This window comes from Rhodopirellula sp. UH5 (assembly GCF_056839225.1).
Genome location: NZ_CM166390.1, coordinates 5,680,759 through 5,702,138, shown reverse-complemented (window position 1 = coordinate 5,702,138; position 21,380 = coordinate 5,680,759). Strand labels below are relative to the sequence as shown.

Here is a 21,380-nt window from a genome sequence, read left to right as displayed (position 1 = left end):
GAGCAAGCGAGCATACCGCGGCATGCTCTGATGCACCTCAAATGACGGATGGCAGAAAATCACAATTTTCAGCCCAGATGCTACGCGGCTATCTTGTTCCATCGAAAACCATACTTTCAAATATGTCGCAAAAGACAGATTCAGTGTACCCAGCCGCCCGTTTCCGAGCGTTGCAACTGCACGCCCTCAAGAGCACCGGATCATCGATCAATCGAGATACTGAAAGCGCCATATCGTCTATATCTCCAACACGAAAAATACTCCCGGCAGATGGCGAAGCCATCCAGTCTGGGTGAGAGCCCGTTCGATCGGAAAGAACCAATGCCAATCCAGAAATGGCGGCTTCCAAGATTGAATACGGCCAAGGATCGAGAGAGGAGGGGTGAAGAAAAATATCTGCGCTCTGAAGGAGCTGCGGGATCTCTCGCTGATTGCGGAAGCCCAAAAAACAAACCCTGTCGCTCACCCCTAAATCCTCTGCACGCTGCTTAAGCGACAACTCTAGGTGTCCAGACCCAAGAAACCACAACACCAAATTCCGACGCTTGAGCTTCGCGAGGACCTCAATCGCATCAAACGGGCGTTTCCGCTCAACGAGCTTTCCACTTACAACTGCAACAACATCCTCTTCAGCTACACCAAGAGACGCCCTGAAATCTGACCGGCCAACCGACGAAGAAAACACAGGCTTCCTGTACACCTCCGAGTCAGGCACGCATGGAACCCACCTCAACTGCCCCTCGGACGCTCCATTCTGCTCCCAAAATCTCCTGTTTTCCAAGCCTTGATAGGTGACCCCATGAGCACCTCGCGTCATAACACTCGCGATTCTTTTCCGAATAGCCGACCTCAAGAGACTCTTCTTGGCGAGCGTATCTCCATCACAGCGCAGAGCGAACGGCACACAATTGCGTCGAGCCCACGCCGCCCCACCCCAGGCAATCGCATCAGTGTAACCATTAACATACAAATAATCCGGTCTCCACTCCCTTAACTCAGAAGATAGCCCCGCAGAATAACTCTTCAGAAACCCTCTACGCTGCTTGCTCTCTGCGGGACGCAGGTATACCTCGTGAAACGAGGTTTCACGACGATTATCCCAAGCAATCAACTGCCCGAACTCCTGGTCGTCAATCAACCCCGGGGCACACCCCATGAACAGGGCCACCTCAACGTTCCCACGCTGATGCAGAGCATCAATCAAATTAACAAAGTATTGAATGCGGTGAGTCAGTAGCCACGCGACTCTAGGTTTTCTGGAGACGTGACCTCCGGAGCAGAATCGACTACTAGACATCAAACGCGGCTTCCAAAATTTGGCGACAAACATCTTCGTTGCCTAACTCAAGGCGACGTACCTTCAACATACCCATCTTGCGAATTGCCTTTCGCAGCGAATCATTCTCAAGCAAATAGAAACACTGATCCAAACACTCCGACTCACTCCCCCAGAACACTGCCTCTTTGCCTTCTTCGAATAGCTCCAGATGCTCATCAGTCCGCTCAGCACACAGAACCCCCCCACAATAAGGCACCTCAACAGACCTCCGCGTGTGACTATCCCGATTCCCATGCGAAAGCAACCCAAGCGAGATCTTCGCCCCAACTATTGAGTTCACATACTCAGCACCCGTCACCGCTTCGCTCCTCCAGCACTGAGAAAGCAGGCTTTTGTCCGGACACTTATGCCAATGGCTTCCCCGAATACTTACATCTAACCCTGCATCATGAAGCTTCCTGAGAATACAGTGTCGATCCTCACCAGGGATCCATGCCCCCACAAAACCCACGTCTGACAGAAAACCGCTTGGAATTTCCGCGCCCGGCGTAGGCGGACAGTGCCGCAACTCATCATAACTCATCCAAACTCGCATAGTCCGCCGTGCGCCGAGACGCTGCATTTCAACTTCAGTTGGCTGTCGCCTGGTAACGCATAAATCATATCCAGGCAGAGCCTTCAAGAGCGACCGCCAAAGCCCTTTGTCACGAGTCCCTGTTGGATCGTCATTATTATACAGAACAACCGGCCCTCCCAAGGCCCGAAGGGCACTAACACAATCCACTGAAAAATGCTCGCCACTATTAACCCAGCAGCAATCAACCCTGCCAGACAACTCGGCTACAACACCATGGACCCACCGCTCTACCGCCCCGCTAAGAAACCGATATCCCGTGCGATAATGAAATTTATTCGAAACACGGTTAGTTGCGAGGCGACCGACAAGCTCATAAGGGTCATAATGAAGGACCGTGTGCCCAATCCTCGACAACGCATCAGCACGGTGCAGGGCAGTGGAATCCTGAGACCTGGAACCAAAATAAAGAATATTCATTCGCCGTTTTCACCCACCCAAACCACCTAGAGCACCAGAAACCAGGCGACGCAACGGAGATGTTACGTAAAAAACACCCAAGTAGATCACTGCGTTCTGAAGAATGGTACGCGAGAAAAACCCAACCATTGCCCCGACACTCTCGATCCCCGACGCGGACCCAAACGCAACAAAAGTTGACATGAGCGTCAAAACACAAAGTGCCGAGAACTGAACTTCAGCACCACTTTGACTACGAGGCAAAACCTGACAATCCAAAAGAAAAAAAACAGGGATAGCCAGGACGCCAATTAGCAAGGGAAAAAACCAACCCAAGTACAAGTAGGCATCGGCATAGAGACTTCCAGTTCGTAAAGCACGTAAGTCGTTCGGATGTCCTGTGCGCCGCTCCCAAATATAGTCTCCCATCGAACTCCTCATAACCTCGTTTTTATCAAACGTTACACCAACCAGCCTAAGCACCGGCGACGGAAGCATACTCAGCACCCTGTTTTCACTAACCGTTCTGAGCATGACCAACGTATCTACATCATAGCCACTCACGCAGCACAACAAATTGTCATCATACTTAAGATTCACGACCCGGTTAACAAATTCACTTTCGAAATAAGACTCGTCCCATCGTTCATACGACAGGCCATCCAGACGCACTCTCTCTCGCATTAGATCCTGCTCATACTCCTTCACTATTGCGGGGTCCTGAACAACACGCAAGAAATTCTCGAAACGCGTGCTCAACGTTACCGTGGGATCTCGTTCAGTCGCAACCTGCGCCGCCTTAAACGCATACGAGATCGGGAAGCAGACCAAAAACACAGCCAGAAGGACGCCCGCAAGAGCAGGCAACTGCAGAACGGGAAAACTAAAGACCCCGAGGCAGACCCCTACAAAATACGCCAAGACGATATTCGCAAGGCCCATCACCGAATACGATCTATTCCCAAACGACATCGCAAGAACAAACAAACCACAACTGTACAAAACAAGAGGTAACTTGATACTACCAACAAATTCCTTGCCGGAAGAAACCATCGGATAGACAAGCACGACGAATGGCGCAAAACTCAAAAACGACATCGCGAACACAAGCTTATGAGCCCCCCCCCCCCTTCACTGCTACGCATGAGGTACGTGGCAAACATCCCCACGAGCCCCATCGACCAAAGCTGCATCGAACTCGGGGGCACAAAGAAGTGAAGCGGCTTCAGAACAGCATACTGCACGCGATGCCGCGCCGCCGAAAACAATGCACTGGCGGTGTAAAATCGATGCGTAAGCCTGAGAACAACTAAAACCGCCAATGCAGACACGAACACAGTCAACGGCCCCCTCAAAGTATCGATGATTGGCAACATCATCAAAGACTTCAAGAGCAGTGGAAAGTAAAAGTAGGTAGCACCCATCCCAGAAACGACAACTGTCGACAGCGTGTTGCTCGCTATGTTTCTGTAACTAAGCACGCCAACAAAAGCAAGACACCCAACATATGCCAGCAGCGAACACAACAAATTATCCAAGGATGCAAAGAAACACAACTGGACAAGCACCGCAACTCCGCCTGACCACACGACCCACCCTCTTAGCAAGCGGAGCGAGCGTTCCCCACCTCCGCAAGAACAACGCCTCTGTCCACTGTGACCCATAACGCCTAAACCCCAAGAATGTGCCCCGACAGAAACCTAAACCCTTGTGCACAGAACACATCCGCTGACGACACCTGCTTCCAATACGGCATCCTGACTTGACCTAAATACAAGCATGCTACCGCTACCATTGGACTGGCATCTCAATGCCGTGCCTCAAGAGCACCCGAGAAATCTTCCGAGCACGGCCATCACGCCATTGGCACCGAATAGACATCCCCAAGCATCCTAGACGCGGTTGCCGCCCACGTTGCATCATGCAGAACCTTCGTTCTCGCGCAGTCAAATACCGCATACCAGTCATCCGCAAACGCCTCAACCCGGCCGAGAGCTTCAAGAATTGCGTTTGAATCTCGAATTGGAACACGAATACCGACATCATTGCCGAGGATGTCCCCGACCCCGCAATGGTCCGTGTAGATCACCGGCAACCCGAAGGCAATCGCCTCAAGCGCAACCATCCCAAAACCTTCGTCGATCGAGGGGAGCACGAACACAGTGGCCTGCATGTACAAATCATGGAGTCGCTCGATGGCAACCGGTGGAATCACCTGGACACGAGGATCTTTGATTCTTGAAATATACTCCGGTGGGACCCCCCCCCTAATCCACAATTCTGCCTTAGGGTCCCTAACTTTCTCGAACGCCTCTACCAAATAATGAGTCCCTTTACGGAGAAAGTCATTCCCAACCAAAAGCACCTTCATTGGTCCTCTCTCGCGTATTTTCTCCCTAGGAAAAAAGTTACCGCCAAGAGGATTTACTTTTACCTTCCGCTCGAGTCCAGTTCCAGCGTAGGAAGCCGCCGAGTAGGTAGACGGAGCAATAATAGTCTCACATTCCGTAAATTCTTCAATTCCTTTATCCCGCTTTCGCTCATCCGCCCTGAAGGGAACACCAAGAAATGCAGCTTCCTCAACGAGCAAATCCCATTGAAACTGATTGTGGGGGCAACTTCTTTCAACACATCTTACCCAACAAGAAGGATCCAGCGATCGCAAAGTATGCAGAACATTCCCATTCCATCCATGAAACACCCCAAACGGCACCCCTTCCAATTTCCTTCGAAGCCATTTATCGAAAATCTCCGATCTCGAAAAATCTGAATACGGAACAAGTCTTGGAAACCGATTTCCTGCATACTGCCAATAATGGAGCCCAAACAGATTATCAAAATGACCTCTCTGAATACCATCCGGACAAGCAAGCACACGGTGGGCCGCAAGAACCCCCCCGAGCCTCCCTGCCTTCTCGTACTCACGAGCCAAGCTAAAAGCATGAAACTTTCCATTCACACCTAAAAATACTGGATTCATCACCACTTTAACCTTCTCTTGTTTCCGAACGAGGAAATCCGAATCCCGTGCGGATCAATCTGTTCAGCCGTAACCTTTTCCAACCTAGCAATTCCTTAACACCCACTTCGCGATCCAAACACGGCCAAAGCGTCCGCCGAGAGACATCAAAAACACAATCCACCGAAGCGGACGCGGCACACGTACTTTTGACAAGTCATGAACACCGTCAAGCTTTGAGAGCAAACTCCCCCAATCCCCAACTCCAGCTCGCAAACACGACCAACGATACTGAGAATCGTATGTCACACAAGCGGCCAGCCGAAGCCTATTAGCCATTGAGGGGTTACCATCGACGCAATTAGCATACAGCACATCGAGAACCTTAAAGACCTGACCATAGAGCTCCCCTCGCACGTTCAGATAGCTTGAGGCAACACCTGGATGACGACGAATCACTGAAACTTTCTCATCAAGCAATGCCAGCCCGAACTTCCTGGACACCCGACTCCAAAACTCGAAGTCACCTGCAAACGGCAAGTCCTCACGAAAGCCACCAGCATTATTTACGAGTGGCGTCCTCAAGGAAACATTGGACAAGTTCCCCGGAATACAACCAAAAAGAAGAAACATTACGTCGCTTGTTTCTGCGGATATGATCGAAGGACCTTCTTTCAAGAAGCAGTTAGTGCTGGCGTCTACTCCACGCCCGAGATGATTTGCCTTGGTAACCTGCACCGACTCCGGCTGTTTCCCCCAATAGTTAACTAGCAGTTCAACCGAACTCGCACTTGAGAAGTAATCGTCAGCACAGAGTATCTGGCAAACATGGCCTCGAGCCTGGTCAAAAAGAAAGTTGAGGTTTCCAAATATCCCTAAGTTTCTTTCTTGCAAAAATACTCTTATCCGCTTATCTCCCAGAGTTGCCAGGTATTCCCGGGTCGCATCAGTGGATCCATTGTCGCTTATAAGCATTTCCCAATCCGCAAACCCCTGGGAAACAACCGACTCCACACACTCCTTCAAAAAGGGCATCCCGTTCCATACAGGGGTCACTATTGATATTTTTGGTTTACTGTCCATACCGTCTTTGCTTACCAGAAACGAGAAAGGCCCCGCCGACTGACAGCCAACCTTAAGAATGAAGACTTAACGCCTTCTGCAACAAAAGGTGGTAGCCCACGAACAAACAACCCTAGATTCAGACCCAAGAGCATCAATGCCGCGAAGCAGATCAGAAACCGATCTTCGTGAAAGAGAACAATGAGACCATCTGATACAATTACAATTGCCACTGACGCGATAACACACCACCACTGCGAGCACGGCCACTTCATTCGATTGTTTTCCATCCAATTTCTTGCGGCGTATTGAGTGAGAACGGCATCGACGAGACTGCCGAACAGAAGTGCCCCCCCAACACCCATTGTCCCCATAGTTGGAATCGAGATAAAAGATCCGATTAGTACAGCCCCACCAGAAATCGCTGAAATTATTGTCTGAGCCTTCGTGAGATTATTCCCTTTTATTAATGCCGTTGCAGGCTGCACTGACGCATAAATTAGCACCGGAACTGAAAGCAGTGCGAATAGCGCAGGACTGAACGGCACTTTCCCCCGCGTCCACACTGTAAAAAGCGGCTCTACTGCTGCTTGCATCAGCACCAAGCCAGGCGCCATCAATCCGACCACGAAAACCCAGACTGTAGCGAATGCGGCGTTGGTCCTCGCCTGGTCTCTGAGACTTACAAACCGCATAAGCTCTGGCATCATTGGACTAGTGATAGTACCAAGCCCTTGATGGGCAGTATTTGCTACCGTTCTCACCGTTGCAAAAGCAGTCAATTCTGCTGGCCCTACAACTGGGGCTATCATCAAACGAACACCCTGCTGACGCATCATGTCAACACCTGATTTGAACGAAAGAACTTGCGAACGCCTCAACATCGCAAGCCCGAGTTTCCAGCTTACTTCACTACGCGTTTTCATTCGGCAGAGGGTTTGACGCCGCAGATCGAAAATGGTCACTAGTGTCAAGAGGAATTCCGACGCAGCGACTGCGTAGGCAACGACGACAATATTTGCACCAAAAGGCAGAACCATCAGCGGGGCACATGCCCTTGCCAAGGTATCAACGATTCCCCATGAGGTTGCACGGGCGAAGTTCCCCGTTGCATATGCTCCGCGCACCCAAATGCCCGCCCAATTCCTGATGAGCCCACTTCCCAATGCCAACACAAGAAAGGCAACGAGGGATTCAGTTCTATCACTTGCCTTATTTCCAATCGCATACTCTGACGAATAGACGCCAACTGCAATTGCCATTGCAATCGACACCTCAAGTAGCGAACAGAGCGTGCCAACTCGCACGCCTGAACGCAACTGCGATGCAAACCGTCTTGGAGCCGTACTAACCGTCTGCAGAAGCTCATAACCAACATAGTCTTGATAGCATTGCCCTGGAATTTGCAGCAAACCAACCGCCGCTACGATTGCAATCCATAGCCCGTAACTTTCCACACTCCAATATGACAGGTACGCGGGTGTCACCAAGACCTGAGCAGCTACCCCAACGGCCAGCCTTACCCAGTTCACAACTGTTCCCCTGAATAGCCTCGATGAGGTAGATCCTTTCATTTTGACTGACCTCTGGCCACTAGCATTCTCTTGGGAAGTTTGCTGTTTTTTGGCGAACACAACTTAGAACGGACAAATTCCATTAAAACTTCGTTGCGTGCGTTTCAACGATTTCCCTCCTCACGTCCTGGGAGGAGGGGTACATATCGCATCACCTCGTTGTAACGCGATGGCAGTGCACCAACCATCAGCTCACCTTGCGCCTCAAACCTCCCCCACCACTCCTCAGCAAAGCTACGTAAGCGACACGGGCTGCCGCTTCCAACATTTTCTACATTTGGCTCACCTGATAAAACGTCGTCTCGAACAACGCTATCTACAAACTTTTCAGCGACTTCGGTGACGTTGATAAAATCGCGAATCTGTTCGCCTGACGTCATGGGGAAGTCTTCCCCTCTTTCCGCTGCTCGTTTTAGCGATGGCCAAAAACGTGATTCAGCCTCTCCTTCTCCAAAGACCTGGAAAATCCGGTGAATCGACAGACGCAAGTTTTCCTCCATCGCTAACTGACTGAATGCGATCGACGCAGCTGCCTTCGACGCCGGATAACTGTGTGTGGGCTCGAGTGGAGCGTCGGGCGGAATGAACTCATAGCGTTCACCTGATCGGCCGTACTCAAAGCAACTACCAGCTACGACAAAACGTTCGATCCCAACCGAAATCGCGGTTCGGAACAGCTTTAATGGGGCCATTACATTCCACCTGATACAATTCTCTAGTGTGTCATAGGGGACGTTCGCCGTGTGGGCCGCTAAGTGGACAATGGCATCGCACCCGCTGAGCGCGGATTTTGGCACCTCGTCCAATGCCGAGTCGATCCACGTGGGCTGCTTAGCAAGCGTGATTCGTGGCTTGGAAGTAGGAAGCCTTCGTAACGCTATCACGTCATGCCCAGCCTCGTGAGCTTGGTTGACGAAGTGAGAACCGATGAATCCGGTCGCGCCGGTGACAAATAGTTTCATTGTTCGTGTTAACTGGAAAACGATGCTTGGCTTGTTTTCTTGACGCAGCTTACTGAAAGTCAGTGTTTGGTGAGTGGAGAATGAGTATTCCCCAGAGTGAGAAGCACGAAACACTGACCTTCGCTAATTGCCACCAATCTAAGTCCAACTCGCTCACGTGTCCCGATGGGGAATTGATAGGAACCAGACGCTATCGCGTGGCGACTGATTTCTTGCAAACCGGCCTGGGAGCAGGGGCTAAGCAGGTCGGCAGGAGTCTTTCGGCATTTGGACTGTTTCAGTAAGCGTCGTTGCTCCCACGTACAACCGAGACTAACGCCCAAACGGCTCACATGATGATGCCCGATCATCCCTGCCGATCTGCTCAACGCCAAAATAGGCAATTGCGAGCCACGGCAGACCTAGAACGGTGAATTGTATTCTTTCAATGTTGCGAATGCTCGGTCACGATCAGAAACGATTGCGTCTTCCGTTCGCCAGTCAAATCCGATGCTGTCAAAGCGAATGCCTGCATCCGATTTAGGTGCATACTCATGATCGGTCTTATAAACAACACAGGTATTATCTTCCAAACTCTTGAATCCGTGAGCAATTCCCGTTGGCACCCAAAGCACCTGCCGATTCGCTGCCGACAGCTTGAAACTGATCGCTTCCCCGTAGGTTGGCTCGCTCTTCCTTAGATCCACAAGCACATCGACAATCGATCCGCTGATGCAGTAGACAATCTTTTGATGGGCATGCGGTGGTGCTTGGAAATGCATGCCACGAATCACATTGGCATGTGAAACGGAGTAGAACTCTTCGCGAAGCTCAAATTTCAAACCAGCGTCCGCGACTTGGCCGATGTGAAATGTCTTCACAAACTCGCCCCGCGGGTCGCTGGCGTGAAACGGATCCAGCAGATAGACGCCAGTAAACTTTTGTGGTTGCCATTTTCCACTCATGTGCTTGCGACCGCTGAATCCGTGGTGACTTTGTTCGCAAACTCGATGATTGAATCCACGATGTAACCAAGCATTTCTTCGGTTAACCCCGGGTACGTTCCGGTGAACACGGTTTGATTCATGATCTCGTCCGCTCCACTCATTTCGCCAACCACTCTGACTGCCGCAGGGTTGTCTTTCCGGAGCTGAACGAACGCCGGTTGACGGAGCAGATTGCCGCCGAACAACATCCGATTCCCAATCTTCTTCTCGTCCAAGAAACGAGCCAGATCGGTGCGAGTGAACGGGGCGTTTTCGCGAACCGACATCTTGAACCCGAACCATGAACAATCCGTCCGATTCCCCGTGCTGTCCCAACTGAAGCTGCCGTCCGAATTCCATCCTGTGGCATGGGTCGGCAGCGAAAACTCAATGTACTCCTCCAGCCCCGCCAAACCAGACCGCAACGTTTGCCAATTCCGCTTTCGGGCTTCAATGAACTCGGGCAGTTTCTTCAACTGCTCACTACCGATCGCCGCTTGCGGATCGAGCGGCTTTAAGTTGTAGCCCAGATGGCTGTAGATGTACTTGTGATCGTAGCCTTCAGGCAGTTCGCCCAATTGCCAACCGAACCGCTTGTTGCAAGTGTTGTCTTTGCCCGATGGGCACCAGCAATCGCGCCCCCAATCTCGAAAACTCTCCACCAGCACCTTCAGCGCGGCTTGGCCAACAATGTTGACGGCACCGCCTTCCCCGAGAGTCAGGTGGTGAGGTGGATAGAAACTTTGTGTTGAGAGATCACCAAAACGTCCGGTGTACTTGGTGAGTGATCCGTCTTCATTTCGTTCCGCCTTTTCATACTGCGACAGTAGCGACGACTCAGCACTGAGCGTGTAACTGCACCCCAGTGCGTCGCAGTTGTCTTCGATCAACCACAGGTCGTGATCGCGGCAGAATTGCAGTGTGGTGCTGAGGTCAAATGGATTCCCAAGCGCGTGAGCCATCATCACCGCCTTGGTTTTCCCGGGAACGTAGGCGTCTTCGAGTTGCTCGCATTTGGCGTTTCCCGTGACGGGGTCTGCATCGATGAAAACGGCGGTGGCCCCACACTGAATGATGGGCGCGACCGTCGTTGGAAAGCCCGCCGCCACGGTGATGATCTCATCCCCAGGGCAAATCCGTTTTTCAGCTGGAAGCTTGTGGCTGGTGAGAGCCGAGAGAGCGACCAAGTTTGCGCTGGACCCTGAATTCACCAACAAAGATCGACGGACGCCAAGGAAATCGGCAAGGGAGTTTTCAAACTTCTCTCCTTCCTTCCCAAGCGTCAGCCAAAAATCGAGCATCGAACCGACGCCGGCTTCGACTTCGTCTTCAGTGAAAACTCGCCCGGCATAGGGAATGCTTGTTTCGCCCGGGACGAACTTGGGGGCGCTGGCATCGTAGGCTGGGCGATTTTGACCGTGAGTTCGCCGCGAATATTCCCGTGTCAAATTCAGGATCTGCTCACGGATTTCTTCAGTTGTCAGCGCTGCGTTTGGATTCATGTTGGCAATGTTCGTGATGGGGTGGCGAATTAGTCAGACAGGCCAGTGGTCTGCCACGACTTATTTTTAGGGTAGTGGACGAGGCGACGAGTCCTGAACTGGCGTCAAAACCAAGGACTCGTCGCCTCGTCCACTACGAACAACCCTAACTTTTAACTTTGACAGACCACTAAGCAGGTCGGCAGGAGTCTTTCGGCATTTGAAATGTCTTGGCAAGCGTGGTTGCTTCCACGTCCAACCGGGGCTAACGCCCAAACGGCTCACATGGTTCTACCCGATCATTCCTGCCGACCTGCTTAGAAGCCTATCCCACAATTGTCCCGGTCGCCCAGGCTCGTCCTGACTGTAAGGCGTCTTGTTCGTATTCTTCGATCTGGTTGGACGTGAGCTCAGCAGGATTGCTGCCGGTATGGTTGCCTTGATACCACTGGACGGTTTTCTGAATCGTGGTTTCGAAGTCCCATGTTGGCTGCCAGCTCAACAAGTGGAATGCTTTATCAATGGCCAGGTTCAACTTAGATGCTTCATGCAAAGCGTTTGGATCGCTTGCATCCAGCCAATCCCCATCCGTCGATGCAAGGACTTCCTGGACGACTTGCAACACCGTTCGGTTGCTGGTCAGCGACGGACCGAAGTTAAAGGCTTCGCAATACTGGCCTTGGCTCGCATTCATGCTTGCGGCCAACCAAAGGTAGCCCGAGAGTGGTTCCAGAACATGCTGCCAGGGCCGGGTTGCGGTCCGATTCCTAACGGCAACTGGCTGCTGAGAGAATAACGCCCGAAAAACATCGGGGATGATTCGATCTTTTGCCCAATCGCCTCCGCCGATCACATTTCCTGCTCGCGCCGATGCAACATCGATTGGTGAATCAACCGCAAAGTAAGAATTTCGGTAAGAACTGACCACCAATTCCGCACATCCCTTTGACGCACTGTAAGGATCATGGCCACCCATCGGATCATTCTCTCGATAGGCATGCAACCATTCTCGGTTTTCGTAACACTTGTCGGTGGTAACCACCACCGCACTGCAAGGACCGCTCCACTGACGCAGTGCATCGAGCAAATGAACGGTGCCCATCACGTTGGTGGCAAAGGTATCAACGGGAATTTCGAATGACAGACGCACCAATGGCTGCGCGGCCAGGTGAAACACATAATCTGGCTTGGCTGCCAGCAGTGCATCGCACAGGGACTTCGGATCTCGCACGTCTCCTCGAACGTCAGAAGCCAAGCGTGGTGACACGCCCAGTTGATCGAAAAGCGTTTCGTGGGGCTGAGGGTCCAGCGCGAAGCCATGGACATTGGCGCCCAGACGCAGCAACCACTGGCACAGCCAGCTTCCCTTGAAACCGGTGTGACCGGTGACAAACACCGATCGGTTATGAAATGCGTTGTTGAACATGTATTCGAAGTAGCAAGTTAGTCAGTAACGTATTCAAGACTTGAAGGGCCTCGCTTGTAACGACAGGCTGGAAGCCTTTCAGGCTGGTGATTTAGTTGTATACCGACTGAGAACAATTAGCCGATGGGCGTTAGCCCCGGTTGGCGTCTGTTAACCGCCGCTAACGCGGTACGGCTCATTAAATCAACAGCCCGCTATCCCACATTCACGCTTGAGGAAGCATCCCAGGTTTTCCAGGGGGCGTCTCCTGCGTCCCAGAGGTTTTCCAATTCGTTCTTGTCGCGGAGGGTGTCCATCGGCCGCCAAAACCCATTGTGTCGGTAGGCTGCCAATTGGTTGTCCTTGGCCAGCGTTTCGAGCGGCCCACGCTCCCATATGGTTTTGTCCCCTTCGTCGACATAATCGATTGCCTTGGGATCAAGCACGAAGAATCCACCATTGATCCAAGCACCGTCGCCGAGAGGCTTTTCCTGAAACTGCTTGACCAAGTTCGAATCGTCTTCAGAAAAGCCCATGGTGCCATAGCGTCCCGGGGGCTGCACCGCAGTAACCGTGCCGAGCTTGCCTTGTTCGTGATGAAACTGAATCAACTTCCCAATGTCCACATCAGACACGCCATCGCCATAGGTGAAGCAGAATGGCTCGTCATTGAGATAGCGGCGAACCCTTGCCAACCGACCACCTGTCATCGTTTCGTCGCCCGTGTCGACGACCGTGACACGCCATGGCTCGCCATGCCGTGTGTGGACTTCCAGAGAATTCCTTGAAATATCAAAGGTGATGTCGGAAGTGTGCAAGAAATAGTTCGCGAAGTACTCCTTGATCACATAGCCTTTATAACCCGCGCAGATAATGAAGTCGTTGATTCCGTGAGACGAATACATCTTCAAGATGTGCCACAAAATCGGCCGCCCCCCAATCTCAACCATCGGCTTGGGTTTTAAATGGGTCTCTTCGGAGATCCGAGTCCCAAGGCCGCCGGCCAAGATCACTGCTTTGGTCGAGCGATTATGAATGGAGTTGTTCATTGGGATAGGCAATAAAAAAGGTGATTTAGCAACTTAAGAACGATTCAAGAGATCACTTCGTGTGATTTGCATCTTCAATGGTCGAGCTATCTAACACCAAGCAGATAAACAGACGTAACTGGGTTTGAATCCAAGAAATGCTCGGGGAGTTCGCCACGCACGATGAGTAAGTAGCGGGTTTCGTAGTGGACGAGGCTGTGAGTCCCGTGCATGAGGATTCGTGGCCTCATCCACTACGCCAGTCATTGATCGTGCTTTGCTCAGTGCCCCTGCATGTGGCAACCGTGGCCGCTGGCAGTTTTTACTAGCTACTGAAAGCTGACTACTGCCAACTTCTACCTCTCCCTATTCCACCGCTACGCTCACACTGTGACCATGCTGTTTTAGCAAGGCATGTCGTCTTGCGATGTCGAGGTCGCTTTCAACCATCTCGGCACACATTTCTTCGACGGTGATTTCGCATTCCCAGCCGAGCTTTTCCTTGGCTTTGGCGGGATCGCCGAGCAGGGTCTCGACTTCCGCTGGACGGAAGTAGCGGGGGTCAACTTTGACAATGATGTCGCCCACGGAGACCGCGGGAGCCTTCTCTGAATCGGTGATTTTGGTGACGGTGGCGATCTCGTCGACTCCCTCCCCACTGAATTCGACTTCCATCCCAGCTTGCTCCGCGGACATGCGGACGAATTCACGGACCGTGATCTGCTTGCCAGTCGCGATCACGAAGTCCTCGGCCACGTCCTGCTGCAACATCATCCACTGCATTCGCACATAGTCCTTGGCGTGGCCCCAATCCCTGAGTGCGTCCATGTTGCCGAGGTACAGGCAGGGCTCGAGGCCCTGGGCGATGTTGGCCATCCCGCGGGTGATTTTGCGGGTCACGAACGTTTCCCCACGTCGAGGACTCTCATGGTTGAACAAAATCCCGTTGCAGGCATACATCCCGTAGGACTCGCGGTAGTTGACCGTGATCCAGTACGCGTACATCTTGGCCGCCGCGTACGGTGAACGAGGATAAAACGGCGTGGTTTCCTTCTGCGGGATCTCCTGCACCAAACCGAACAACTCCGACGTGCTGGCTTGATAGAACCGGGTCTTCTTCTCCAGCCCCAGGAACCGGATCGCTTCCAGCAATCTCAGCGTTCCCAAGCCGTCGACGTCGGCGGTGTACTCGGGGGACTCGAACGAGACCGCCACGTGGGATTGGGCCCCCAGGTTGTACACCTCGTCGGGCTGGACCTCTTGGATGATCCGGGTCAGGTTGCTGGTGTCCGTCAGGTCGCCGTAGTGCAGCTTGAAGCGAGCGTCTTTGGCATGTGGCGACTGGTAAATGTGATCGACACGCTGTGTGTTGAAGGAGGACGCGCGACGCTTGATCCCGTGGACTTCGTAGCCTTTTTCCAGCAACAGCTCCGCGAGGTAGGAACCGTCTTGGCCGGTCACGCCGGTGATGAGCGCTTTTTTCATAGTTGCGAGTTGCGAGTTGCGAGTTGCGAGTTGCGAGTTGCGAGTTGCGAGTTGCGAGGGGCGAGGGGCGAGGGGCGAGGGGCGAGTTTCTCGCGACTCGCGACTAGCCGCTCGCTACTTTTTCTAACCGCTACTCTCTTTTGTGTCGTTGAATCAATGCCCCCAGTATTCGGCCGAGCTGCAGGGCTTCGTCTGCCCATTGTTGACCGTCGGGCTTTTCAATGTAACCGGCTTCGATTCCGATCAGGATCTGCGTTCGGAGTTCGCCAGCCGAACCTTTGGCGTAGGTCAAGAATCTCGCAATCTCTTTGTCGCTGTCTCGCTCATAGCCCTCGGCGATGTTGGACGGGACTGAAAGTCCACTCCGAGTGAGCTGGTCTCGAAAACCAAAGTCCCGCAAGTCTTTCGTTTGCTGATAGAGCGTCGCCGAAAGCCGAGCCGAGCGTCGCCAGACGTCAAGGTCTTCGTAGGACACGGGAGAGGCCTTTGTTTTTTAGATAGCGGCGAGCGGCGAATTGGATGTAGCCGGATTCGCCGAGAATTCGGAAGGGAGAGAGGCAATTTCTCGTGTCTCGTGTCTCGCTTCTCGCTTCTCTTAACAAGCCCCCTCCCGGAAGAGGGCGGTTTTGATGGTTCGCCAGAGGATGAAGATGTCTCCGGTGACGGACCAGTTGTGCAGATAGAACCGATCGAAGTGGATTCGTTGCTGGTACGAGGTGTCGTTGCGGCCGCTGACTTGCCATAGCCCGGTGATTCCGGGGCGGACCATTTGGTACATCTCGAACACCTCGGGGTGCTCCTGGATGTACTCGCGGTCGTAGTTGCCGCAGTCGATGATCGGCCGGGGGCCGACCAGGCTCATCTCACCACGCAGCACATTCCAAAGCTGGGGCAGTTCGTCCAGGCTGGTTTTACGAAGGAAGTCACCGATCCATGTGATCCGTGGATCGTTTCGCAATTTGTGAGTCGCTTCCCACTCGGCTTTCATCTCCGGCCGTGTGTCGAGGTACTCCCGCAGTTTTTCGTCGGCGTTGCAAACCATGCTGCGAAACTTCATGGCTTGGAATGGTTTTCGATAACGGCCCACTCGCGATTGGCAGTAAAAAATGGGGCCGGGATCCATGACTTTGATCGCCACACCGATCGCGGCCATCACGGGCAACCAGAATGGCATCGAACCGATCACCAGAATCAAATCCATCGCCCGCTTGACGACTTGTGCTTTCGGGCAGGTCAGCGTCGTCCGGCAGTGCATTTCGATCTTGCCGTCGGCTTCGATCAAGCGGACTCGCTCGGTGGGATGCCGTTCGATCTCGGTTGGAATTGCGACATGCGGGATACCATGGAACTGCTGGAACGCGTTGCGGGCAGCTCGATTGCGTTCTGCGATCACAACGCGGCAGGCCTGCGCGTCTTGTAGGATTTCTTCGAGGGCGCCGATTGGCCCAATGTGGACGCGGTGGTCGCCGCCGGCCCGCTGGGCGATGGATTGGCACCACTGCATTTCGTGCTGCATCGACTGCCGCGTGTCGGCAACACCGCTTTCGTGGCGATCGGAATCCCAGTGCGGCATCGGATCGAAGACGATTCCCACGGGGCGGACGCCTTCTGTTTTGGCACCCGAAACACGTTCGAACAATCGGGCTGCCCGCTCGCCATTGCCAACCACAATCACGGGCTGGGTCCACCACTGAAACTGACACAACCAGCGACGCATCATTGGCCGGACGGCGCTGAGCAGGAAGCACAATGAAACACTCAGGACCGACCATCCCAACCAAGGGAATTCCAACAGGCCGGTTGCGAACAACATCCCCAGCCCCAGGGCCACGCAGACTTCCACTGTGGTTTTGAGGATCCGCCGGAATTCAATCGAATACGTGATCCCCACCCCGGGATACAGACCGTGCATGTGGTGCAGCAACACAGAGAGCGTCACCACGGCGACGGCGAACCAAGTCCCCGCCAAGGAACCCGTGCCGATCCCGGCCAGAATCGACAGACCAGCGGCGGCGGCCGCGGCGATCATGTCCGCCACCAGCAAGGGCAGCGTCGTCCGAACGTCGTACCAGGCTTGCAGCCGCCCCATCTGAATCGCAACCGGGGTGCTGATCCGTTGGGACTGGCCAGCCGGTCGGGGGCGAGCATGCTCCGCATGCCGCATGACCACGCGGCTCTGCGGCACATCCGCGTGAACCACACCGGAATCGGTCGAATCGTCTAACGCAATGGCGCTCATACTGCTCTCATCCTTGGATGAAGTGGAAGCGTGCTGACGGAAGAAGTTGGGGAGAAGAAGACAAAGTTGCGAGTGGCGAGATGCGAGCGGCGAGTAGCTGGATTCGTCAAGAATCCGGAAGGGCTAGCAGCTAGTTGGCAGTTGGCAGTTGGCAGTTGCGCGTAGCCGGATTCGCCAAGAATTCGGTAGGGCCTGGTAGCTGGATTCGTCAAGAATCCGGACGGGCCTGGTTGCTCGTAGCTGGATTCGTCAAGAATCCGGAATGGCTAGTTGCGAGTGGTCTGTCAAAGTTAAAAGTGAGGGTTGTTCGTAGTGGACGAGGCGACGAGCCCTTGGTTTTGACGCCAGTTCAGGACTCGTTGCCTCGTCCACTACCCTAAAAATAAGTCGTGACAGACCACTCGTTGGCAGTTGCGTGTAGCCGGATTCACGCAGAATTCGGAACGGGCTTTGGTAGCCGGATTCGCGCAGAATTCGGAATGGCTTTGGCGGGACGCTGGGCCGAATGCTGGTGAGTCGGTGATGCGGGATTGCATCGCGGTGGGCTGGAATCACAGGCTGGATGCCTATGCCACTGGGGGCCGAATTCTTGGCGAATCCGGCTACGGGTGGATTCCGAATTCTAGCGAATCCGGCTACGGGTGGGGAATCACTGTCAAAGCTAAAAGTGAGGGTTGGTCGTAGTGGACGAGGCCACGAGTCCTTGGATTCGACGCCAGTTCAGGACTCGTGGCCTCGTCCACTACCCTAAAAACAAGTCCAGACAGACCACTACGTGGTGGGGTGGCCGTTGGAGGATCCGTTGACGGCGGAACCGTTGGCAACGTGGCCGTTGCTGGAGGCGGCTTCGGGGATGGGAAGCGAACGTGTCGACGCCGCAGACGTTCGTTTGCTGGACGAACGTTTGCGACGCGGGGCAGAGCCGTTGTCGTCGTCGTTTGCTTCGTAATACCGACGGTAATTGGCCACGTAGCCGTACTGTTTCTTGCCGTAGTAATCGTACGAACTGTACGCGTAATGGTTGCTACGCGAGTCACGACTGTTGACGATCACACCGTCGATCGCGATCCCTTTGTCGGTCAAGACTTCCGTGGCCCGTTCGACCAACGTGCGATTGTTCTTTTCGATTCGGACCGTCAGGAAGACACCATCGACTTCGTCCGCCACGATCGAGGGATCCGCCACGGCGAGCAGCGGCGGCGTGTCAATCAGAATGACGTCATACGTTTTGCGAGCCAGCTCTAAGAACGCCACCCACTGGTCCGATTCCAGCAACTCCGAGGGCTCGGACGTCCGTGATCCGGAGGTGCACAGCGTCAGGCTGTCTTGCTCACTCGCCTGAACACATTCGGCGAGCGTTGCCGGGTTGATCGGGCCATCGTGACTGAGCAAATCCGACAGGCCAGGTGATCGTTCGACACCAAAGTTGGCCGCCACTGTCGGGCGACGCATGTCCGCATCGATCAGCAGCACTTGTTTGCCCGTTTGTGCGATCGAGACGGCCAGGTTCGCAATCGTGGTGGATTTCCCATCCGAAGGACTGGGGCTGGTCAGCAAGAACACCTTCTTCGACTGGCTCTTGGTCAGGAACAACAGGGACGTCCGCAAAACTCGGAACGTTTCCGCCTCCGTGCCTCGGGGCAGGTGGAACGTCGGGATCATCGGTGAGATGCCGGATCCCTCTTTGACCTTTTTCTTGAGCGTCGATTCCTTCAGACGTGGCACGTGAGCCAGGATGGAAGCCCCAACGATGCGTTCCACTTCCGCTGGATCATGGAATGTGCGATCCGTCATCTCCGCCAGCAGGGCCAGGGCCAGCCCCAGCATGCCTCCGGCCAAAATCCCGAGCGCGGCAATCTTGGTCCGCGACGGCCAAACGGGAATGCTGGCGGGCAGCGGCATCACAATCAAATCGGTTGAGAAGCCCGAGTAATCATTGGTCAGGTTGATCTCGTGCAAGCGCTGAAAAACCTCGTCGTAGCGTGACTGGGCGCGATCCAGATTGGCCTTCAGGGAGCTACCAAGCAAGAACGTCGTTTCAACCTCTTTGGCAAGCTTGGATTCCTTTTCGGAAAGATCCAACAACTGCTCTTCACGCTTTTCCAGCTCAGCGATATCGCTTTGAAGCACTTGGTAATAACTGGCCAAAATCTCAGCCGGCTTGGCCTCCACTCGCTTCTCTTCTTCCGGCCGGCTTGCACGCGTTTCATCTACAAAACGCCGCATGTTTTCCAGTTCGGTACGCAAGGCACGAACACTGGGATGGTTTTCCCCAAACTCGGCCGTCATCAGCCGTTCTTTGCTCGACAGTGTAAGTAACTGTTGATACTCGGTCCGCGTTGACTCCTGAATGACCGCACGAGAGAGCATCTCATCATTGGTTTGATCATCGCGACTGGCAGAGATTGAAAGAAAGGCGTTCACACGGGCGATTTCTTCGGAATCCAGCAGCGACATCACATGCACGTCCGACAAGGATTCCGGATCCTTCCCCTTCACAAAGTCACGAATGACAACCCGGCGAGACTTGGCCCGGGAAAGAGATTCACGAATCCCCCCCAATTGTTGTTCAATGTTGTTGAGACGTAATCGGTGGACATCCTCCAGCGAATCCTGACCATTGATGTTGCTGGAGATGAGCGCGGGCATCGAGGCCACGAACTCCCGGTAGGCTTGGTCCGCTTCTCGCAGTGCCTTTTCATTCTGGATTTGCGCTCTCGCAATCAATTCCGCGGCTTCATTTCCGACGCTGCTGGTTTGATCGTCGATGTAGTCTTGATAGCTATCGAAGATCGCTTGCAAAACGGCCGCAGCGACCTCTGGATCAGGGTCTTGATAGGTTGCTTTCAGCACACTGGCGCTTTTCGCCAGCCCCTCGCCCCCCTTGCTGACCGACAAGTTCCCAGCCAAATCACCCACCTTGAGATTGAGCCGCGAATCCTGAATGGCTTTTTCGAGAATCTTGGGACTTTGGAACAATTCCATGTGGGTCGAGAGCACGTCCTCCTGCATGGACGCCATGTCTTTGGCCCCGTTGTTGACCCCCGTGTTGGCCACTTCGCCGGATCGTTGCCCCACCAGAACGGCCAACTTGGATTCGTAGATCGGGACTTGGTTGACGAAGTAAATCGTTGCCAGGGTGACGCCGACAAAGATCCCCAGGGCGATCAGGTGGTAGCGCCGCCGGACAATCCCCAGCAAATCCAGATCAATGTCCAGTTCGTCGCCGTTGACGTCGTCAGCAGATGGGTTGGATCGAATCATGATTTTTAGAAACTCGATTGGCTGGTCGGCGAAGAGCACTGACCGCGGCTCGCGACCGAGGAACTCTTAAGCCCGTTCCGTTCCGGCGAACAGATCACGCGAGAGGACGTTTGGAACTTGGGCAAGAGCCACCCGTCATTTGTACAGGTTGTGGAGCCCCCTCAGAAGGGAAACGCGTCAAATTCAACCCAGCACCGCACCTTTGGTCGCCAAGAAGAACTGCCGCTGCAGGGATTGCACCTCTGATTCTAGGTGCCAAACGAGCGTGAAGCGTTGAAATCCCTTCATTTTGCGCGCACTTCGTGCTCTTGGGTGACACTTCACCCCACCTTTGGCGGGTCCGTCTCCGAACCCATCGAGTCGAAACGAGAATAGACTGGAACGACCAAGATTCAATCCCCTTCTGGGGCCATTTGGGGGATTCAGGAATAAGGGCGACGATTTCGCAGCGTCGTGAGACAAGGGGGACTGATCCTCCCCAAATCCAGACGCGATTCTGACCTCACCAGCACGACACCCCCGTGCACATCCGCTCACTCCCCATTCGAGCGACGAGCGACGAGCTAACTGCTAACTGCCCATCACACCCCGAACGCGTGACGGCTTGTTGATTTAGTCAGCCGGAACGCGACAGCGTCCGGTTC

15 protein-coding genes are annotated in these 21,380 nt (G+C 53.8%); all 15 read right to left on the bottom strand.

Annotated features, from left to right (window positions below; translation table 11 throughout):
• Positions 1-88: 88 nt before the first annotated feature.
• On the bottom strand, positions 89-685 hold the full coding sequence (locus UH5x_RS20180) for a glycosyltransferase (protein WP_482633479.1): 597 nt from the start codon (positions 683-685) through the stop codon (positions 89-91).
• 604 nt (positions 686-1,289) lie between these two features.
• Positions 1,290-1,862 carry a glycosyltransferase family protein gene (locus UH5x_RS20175; RefSeq protein WP_482636034.1) on the bottom strand — a complete coding sequence of 191 codons (573 nt, stop codon included), beginning with the start codon at positions 1,860-1,862 and terminating at the stop codon, positions 1,290-1,292.
• Positions 1,863-2,342: 480 nt separating this feature from the next.
• Positions 2,343-3,410 carry a hypothetical protein gene (locus UH5x_RS20170; RefSeq protein WP_482633478.1) on the bottom strand — a complete coding sequence of 356 codons (1,068 nt, stop codon included), beginning with the start codon at positions 3,408-3,410 and terminating at the stop codon, positions 2,343-2,345.
• 757 nt (positions 3,411-4,167) lie between these two features.
• Positions 4,168-5,292 (bottom strand): glycosyltransferase family 4 protein, encoded by a 1,125-nt coding sequence (locus UH5x_RS20165; RefSeq protein ID WP_482633477.1) that lies wholly within the window; start codon positions 5,290-5,292, stop codon positions 4,168-4,170.
• A gap of 84 nt (positions 5,293-5,376) precedes the next feature.
• On the bottom strand, positions 5,377-6,354 hold the full coding sequence (locus UH5x_RS20160) for a glycosyltransferase family 2 protein (protein WP_482633476.1): 978 nt from the start codon (positions 6,352-6,354) through the stop codon (positions 5,377-5,379).
• An 11-nt stretch (positions 6,355-6,365) separates the two neighbouring features.
• Positions 6,366-7,907 (bottom strand): lipopolysaccharide biosynthesis protein, encoded by a 1,542-nt coding sequence (locus UH5x_RS20155; RefSeq protein ID WP_482633475.1) that lies wholly within the window; start codon positions 7,905-7,907, stop codon positions 6,366-6,368.
• A gap of 104 nt (positions 7,908-8,011) precedes the next feature.
• Entirely contained in the window at positions 8,012-8,869 is an 858-nt protein-coding gene (locus UH5x_RS20150; protein ID WP_482633474.1) for an NAD-dependent epimerase/dehydratase family protein, read from the bottom strand.
• A 401-nt stretch (positions 8,870-9,270) separates the two neighbouring features.
• Positions 9,271-9,813: a dTDP-4-dehydrorhamnose 3,5-epimerase family protein gene (locus tag UH5x_RS20145; RefSeq protein WP_482633473.1), complete on the bottom strand. Its 543-nt coding sequence runs from the start codon at positions 9,811-9,813 to the stop codon at positions 9,271-9,273.
• Positions 9,810-11,336, bottom strand: coding sequence for a lipopolysaccharide biosynthesis protein RfbH (gene rfbH / locus UH5x_RS20140; protein WP_482633472.1), 1,527 nt, complete (start codon positions 11,334-11,336; stop codon positions 9,810-9,812). Before rfbH ends, UH5x_RS20145 begins: the two co-directional genes overlap by 4 nt.
• Before the next feature lie 304 nt (positions 11,337-11,640).
• A complete protein-coding gene (rfbG, locus tag UH5x_RS20135; RefSeq protein WP_482633471.1) occupies positions 11,641-12,741 on the bottom strand; it encodes a CDP-glucose 4,6-dehydratase in 1,101 nt (366 codons plus the stop codon).
• Between the two features lie 194 nt (positions 12,742-12,935).
• The gene (rfbF, locus tag UH5x_RS20130) at positions 12,936-13,769 is read right to left on the bottom strand and encodes a glucose-1-phosphate cytidylyltransferase (RefSeq protein ID WP_482633470.1); all 834 of its coding nucleotides are present in this window, start codon (positions 13,767-13,769) and stop codon (positions 12,936-12,938) included.
• A gap of 345 nt (positions 13,770-14,114) precedes the next feature.
• Positions 14,115-15,233 (bottom strand): GDP-mannose 4,6-dehydratase, encoded by a 1,119-nt coding sequence (gene gmd / locus UH5x_RS20125; protein ID WP_482633469.1) that lies wholly within the window; start codon positions 15,231-15,233, stop codon positions 14,115-14,117.
• A gap of 130 nt (positions 15,234-15,363) precedes the next feature.
• Positions 15,364-15,708, bottom strand: a complete 345-nt coding sequence (locus tag UH5x_RS20120) for a four helix bundle protein (RefSeq protein ID WP_047817285.1) — start codon at positions 15,706-15,708, stop codon at positions 15,364-15,366.
• Between the two features lie 120 nt (positions 15,709-15,828).
• Positions 15,829-17,472 carry a sugar transferase gene (locus tag UH5x_RS20115; protein ID WP_482633468.1) on the bottom strand — a complete coding sequence of 548 codons (1,644 nt, stop codon included), beginning with the start codon at positions 17,470-17,472 and terminating at the stop codon, positions 15,829-15,831.
• Between the two features lie 771 nt (positions 17,473-18,243).
• Complete coding sequence (locus tag UH5x_RS20110; protein ID WP_482633467.1) at positions 18,244-20,736, bottom strand: polysaccharide biosynthesis tyrosine autokinase; 2,493 nt, start codon at positions 20,734-20,736, stop codon at positions 18,244-18,246.
• Between the last annotated feature and the right edge of the window lie 644 nt (positions 20,737-21,380).

Excerpts from the sequence above, each read along its gene's own strand:
- rfbF (WP_482633470.1), bottom strand. The coding sequence starts at position 13,769 with ATGAACAACTCCATTCATAATCGCTCGACCAAAGCAGTGATCTTGGCC.
- rfbG (WP_482633471.1), bottom strand. The coding sequence starts at position 12,741 with ATGTTCAACAACGCATTTCATAACCGATCGGTGTTTGTCACCGGTCAC.
- UH5x_RS20165 (WP_482633477.1), bottom strand. The coding sequence starts at position 5,292 with ATGAATCCAGTATTTTTAGGTGTGAATGGAAAGTTTCATGCTTTTAGC.
- UH5x_RS20170 (WP_482633478.1), bottom strand. The coding sequence starts at position 3,410 with ATGTCGTTTTTGAGTTTTGCGCCATTCGTCGTGCTTGTCTATCCGATG.
- UH5x_RS20115 (WP_482633468.1), bottom strand. The coding sequence starts at position 17,472 with ATGAGCGCCATTGCGTTAGACGATTCGACCGATTCCGGTGTGGTTCAC.
- UH5x_RS20110 (WP_482633467.1), bottom strand. The coding sequence starts at position 20,736 with ATGATTCGATCCAACCCATCTGCTGACGACGTCAACGGCGACGAACTG.
- UH5x_RS20150 (WP_482633474.1), bottom strand. The coding sequence starts at position 8,869 with ATGAAACTATTTGTCACCGGCGCGACCGGATTCATCGGTTCTCACTTC.
- UH5x_RS20155 (WP_482633475.1), bottom strand. The coding sequence starts at position 7,907 with ATGAAAGGATCTACCTCATCGAGGCTATTCAGGGGAACAGTTGTGAAC.
- UH5x_RS20160 (WP_482633476.1), bottom strand. The coding sequence starts at position 6,354 with ATGGACAGTAAACCAAAAATATCAATAGTGACCCCTGTATGGAACGGG.
- UH5x_RS20145 (WP_482633473.1), bottom strand. The coding sequence starts at position 9,813 with ATGAGTGGAAAATGGCAACCACAAAAGTTTACTGGCGTCTATCTGCTG.
- UH5x_RS20175 (WP_482636034.1), bottom strand. The coding sequence starts at position 1,862 with ATGAGTTATGATGAGTTGCGGCACTGTCCGCCTACGCCGGGCGCGGAA.
- rfbH (WP_482633472.1), bottom strand. The coding sequence starts at position 11,336 with ATGAATCCAAACGCAGCGCTGACAACTGAAGAAATCCGTGAGCAGATC.
- gmd (WP_482633469.1), bottom strand. The coding sequence starts at position 15,233 with ATGAAAAAAGCGCTCATCACCGGCGTGACCGGCCAAGACGGTTCCTAC.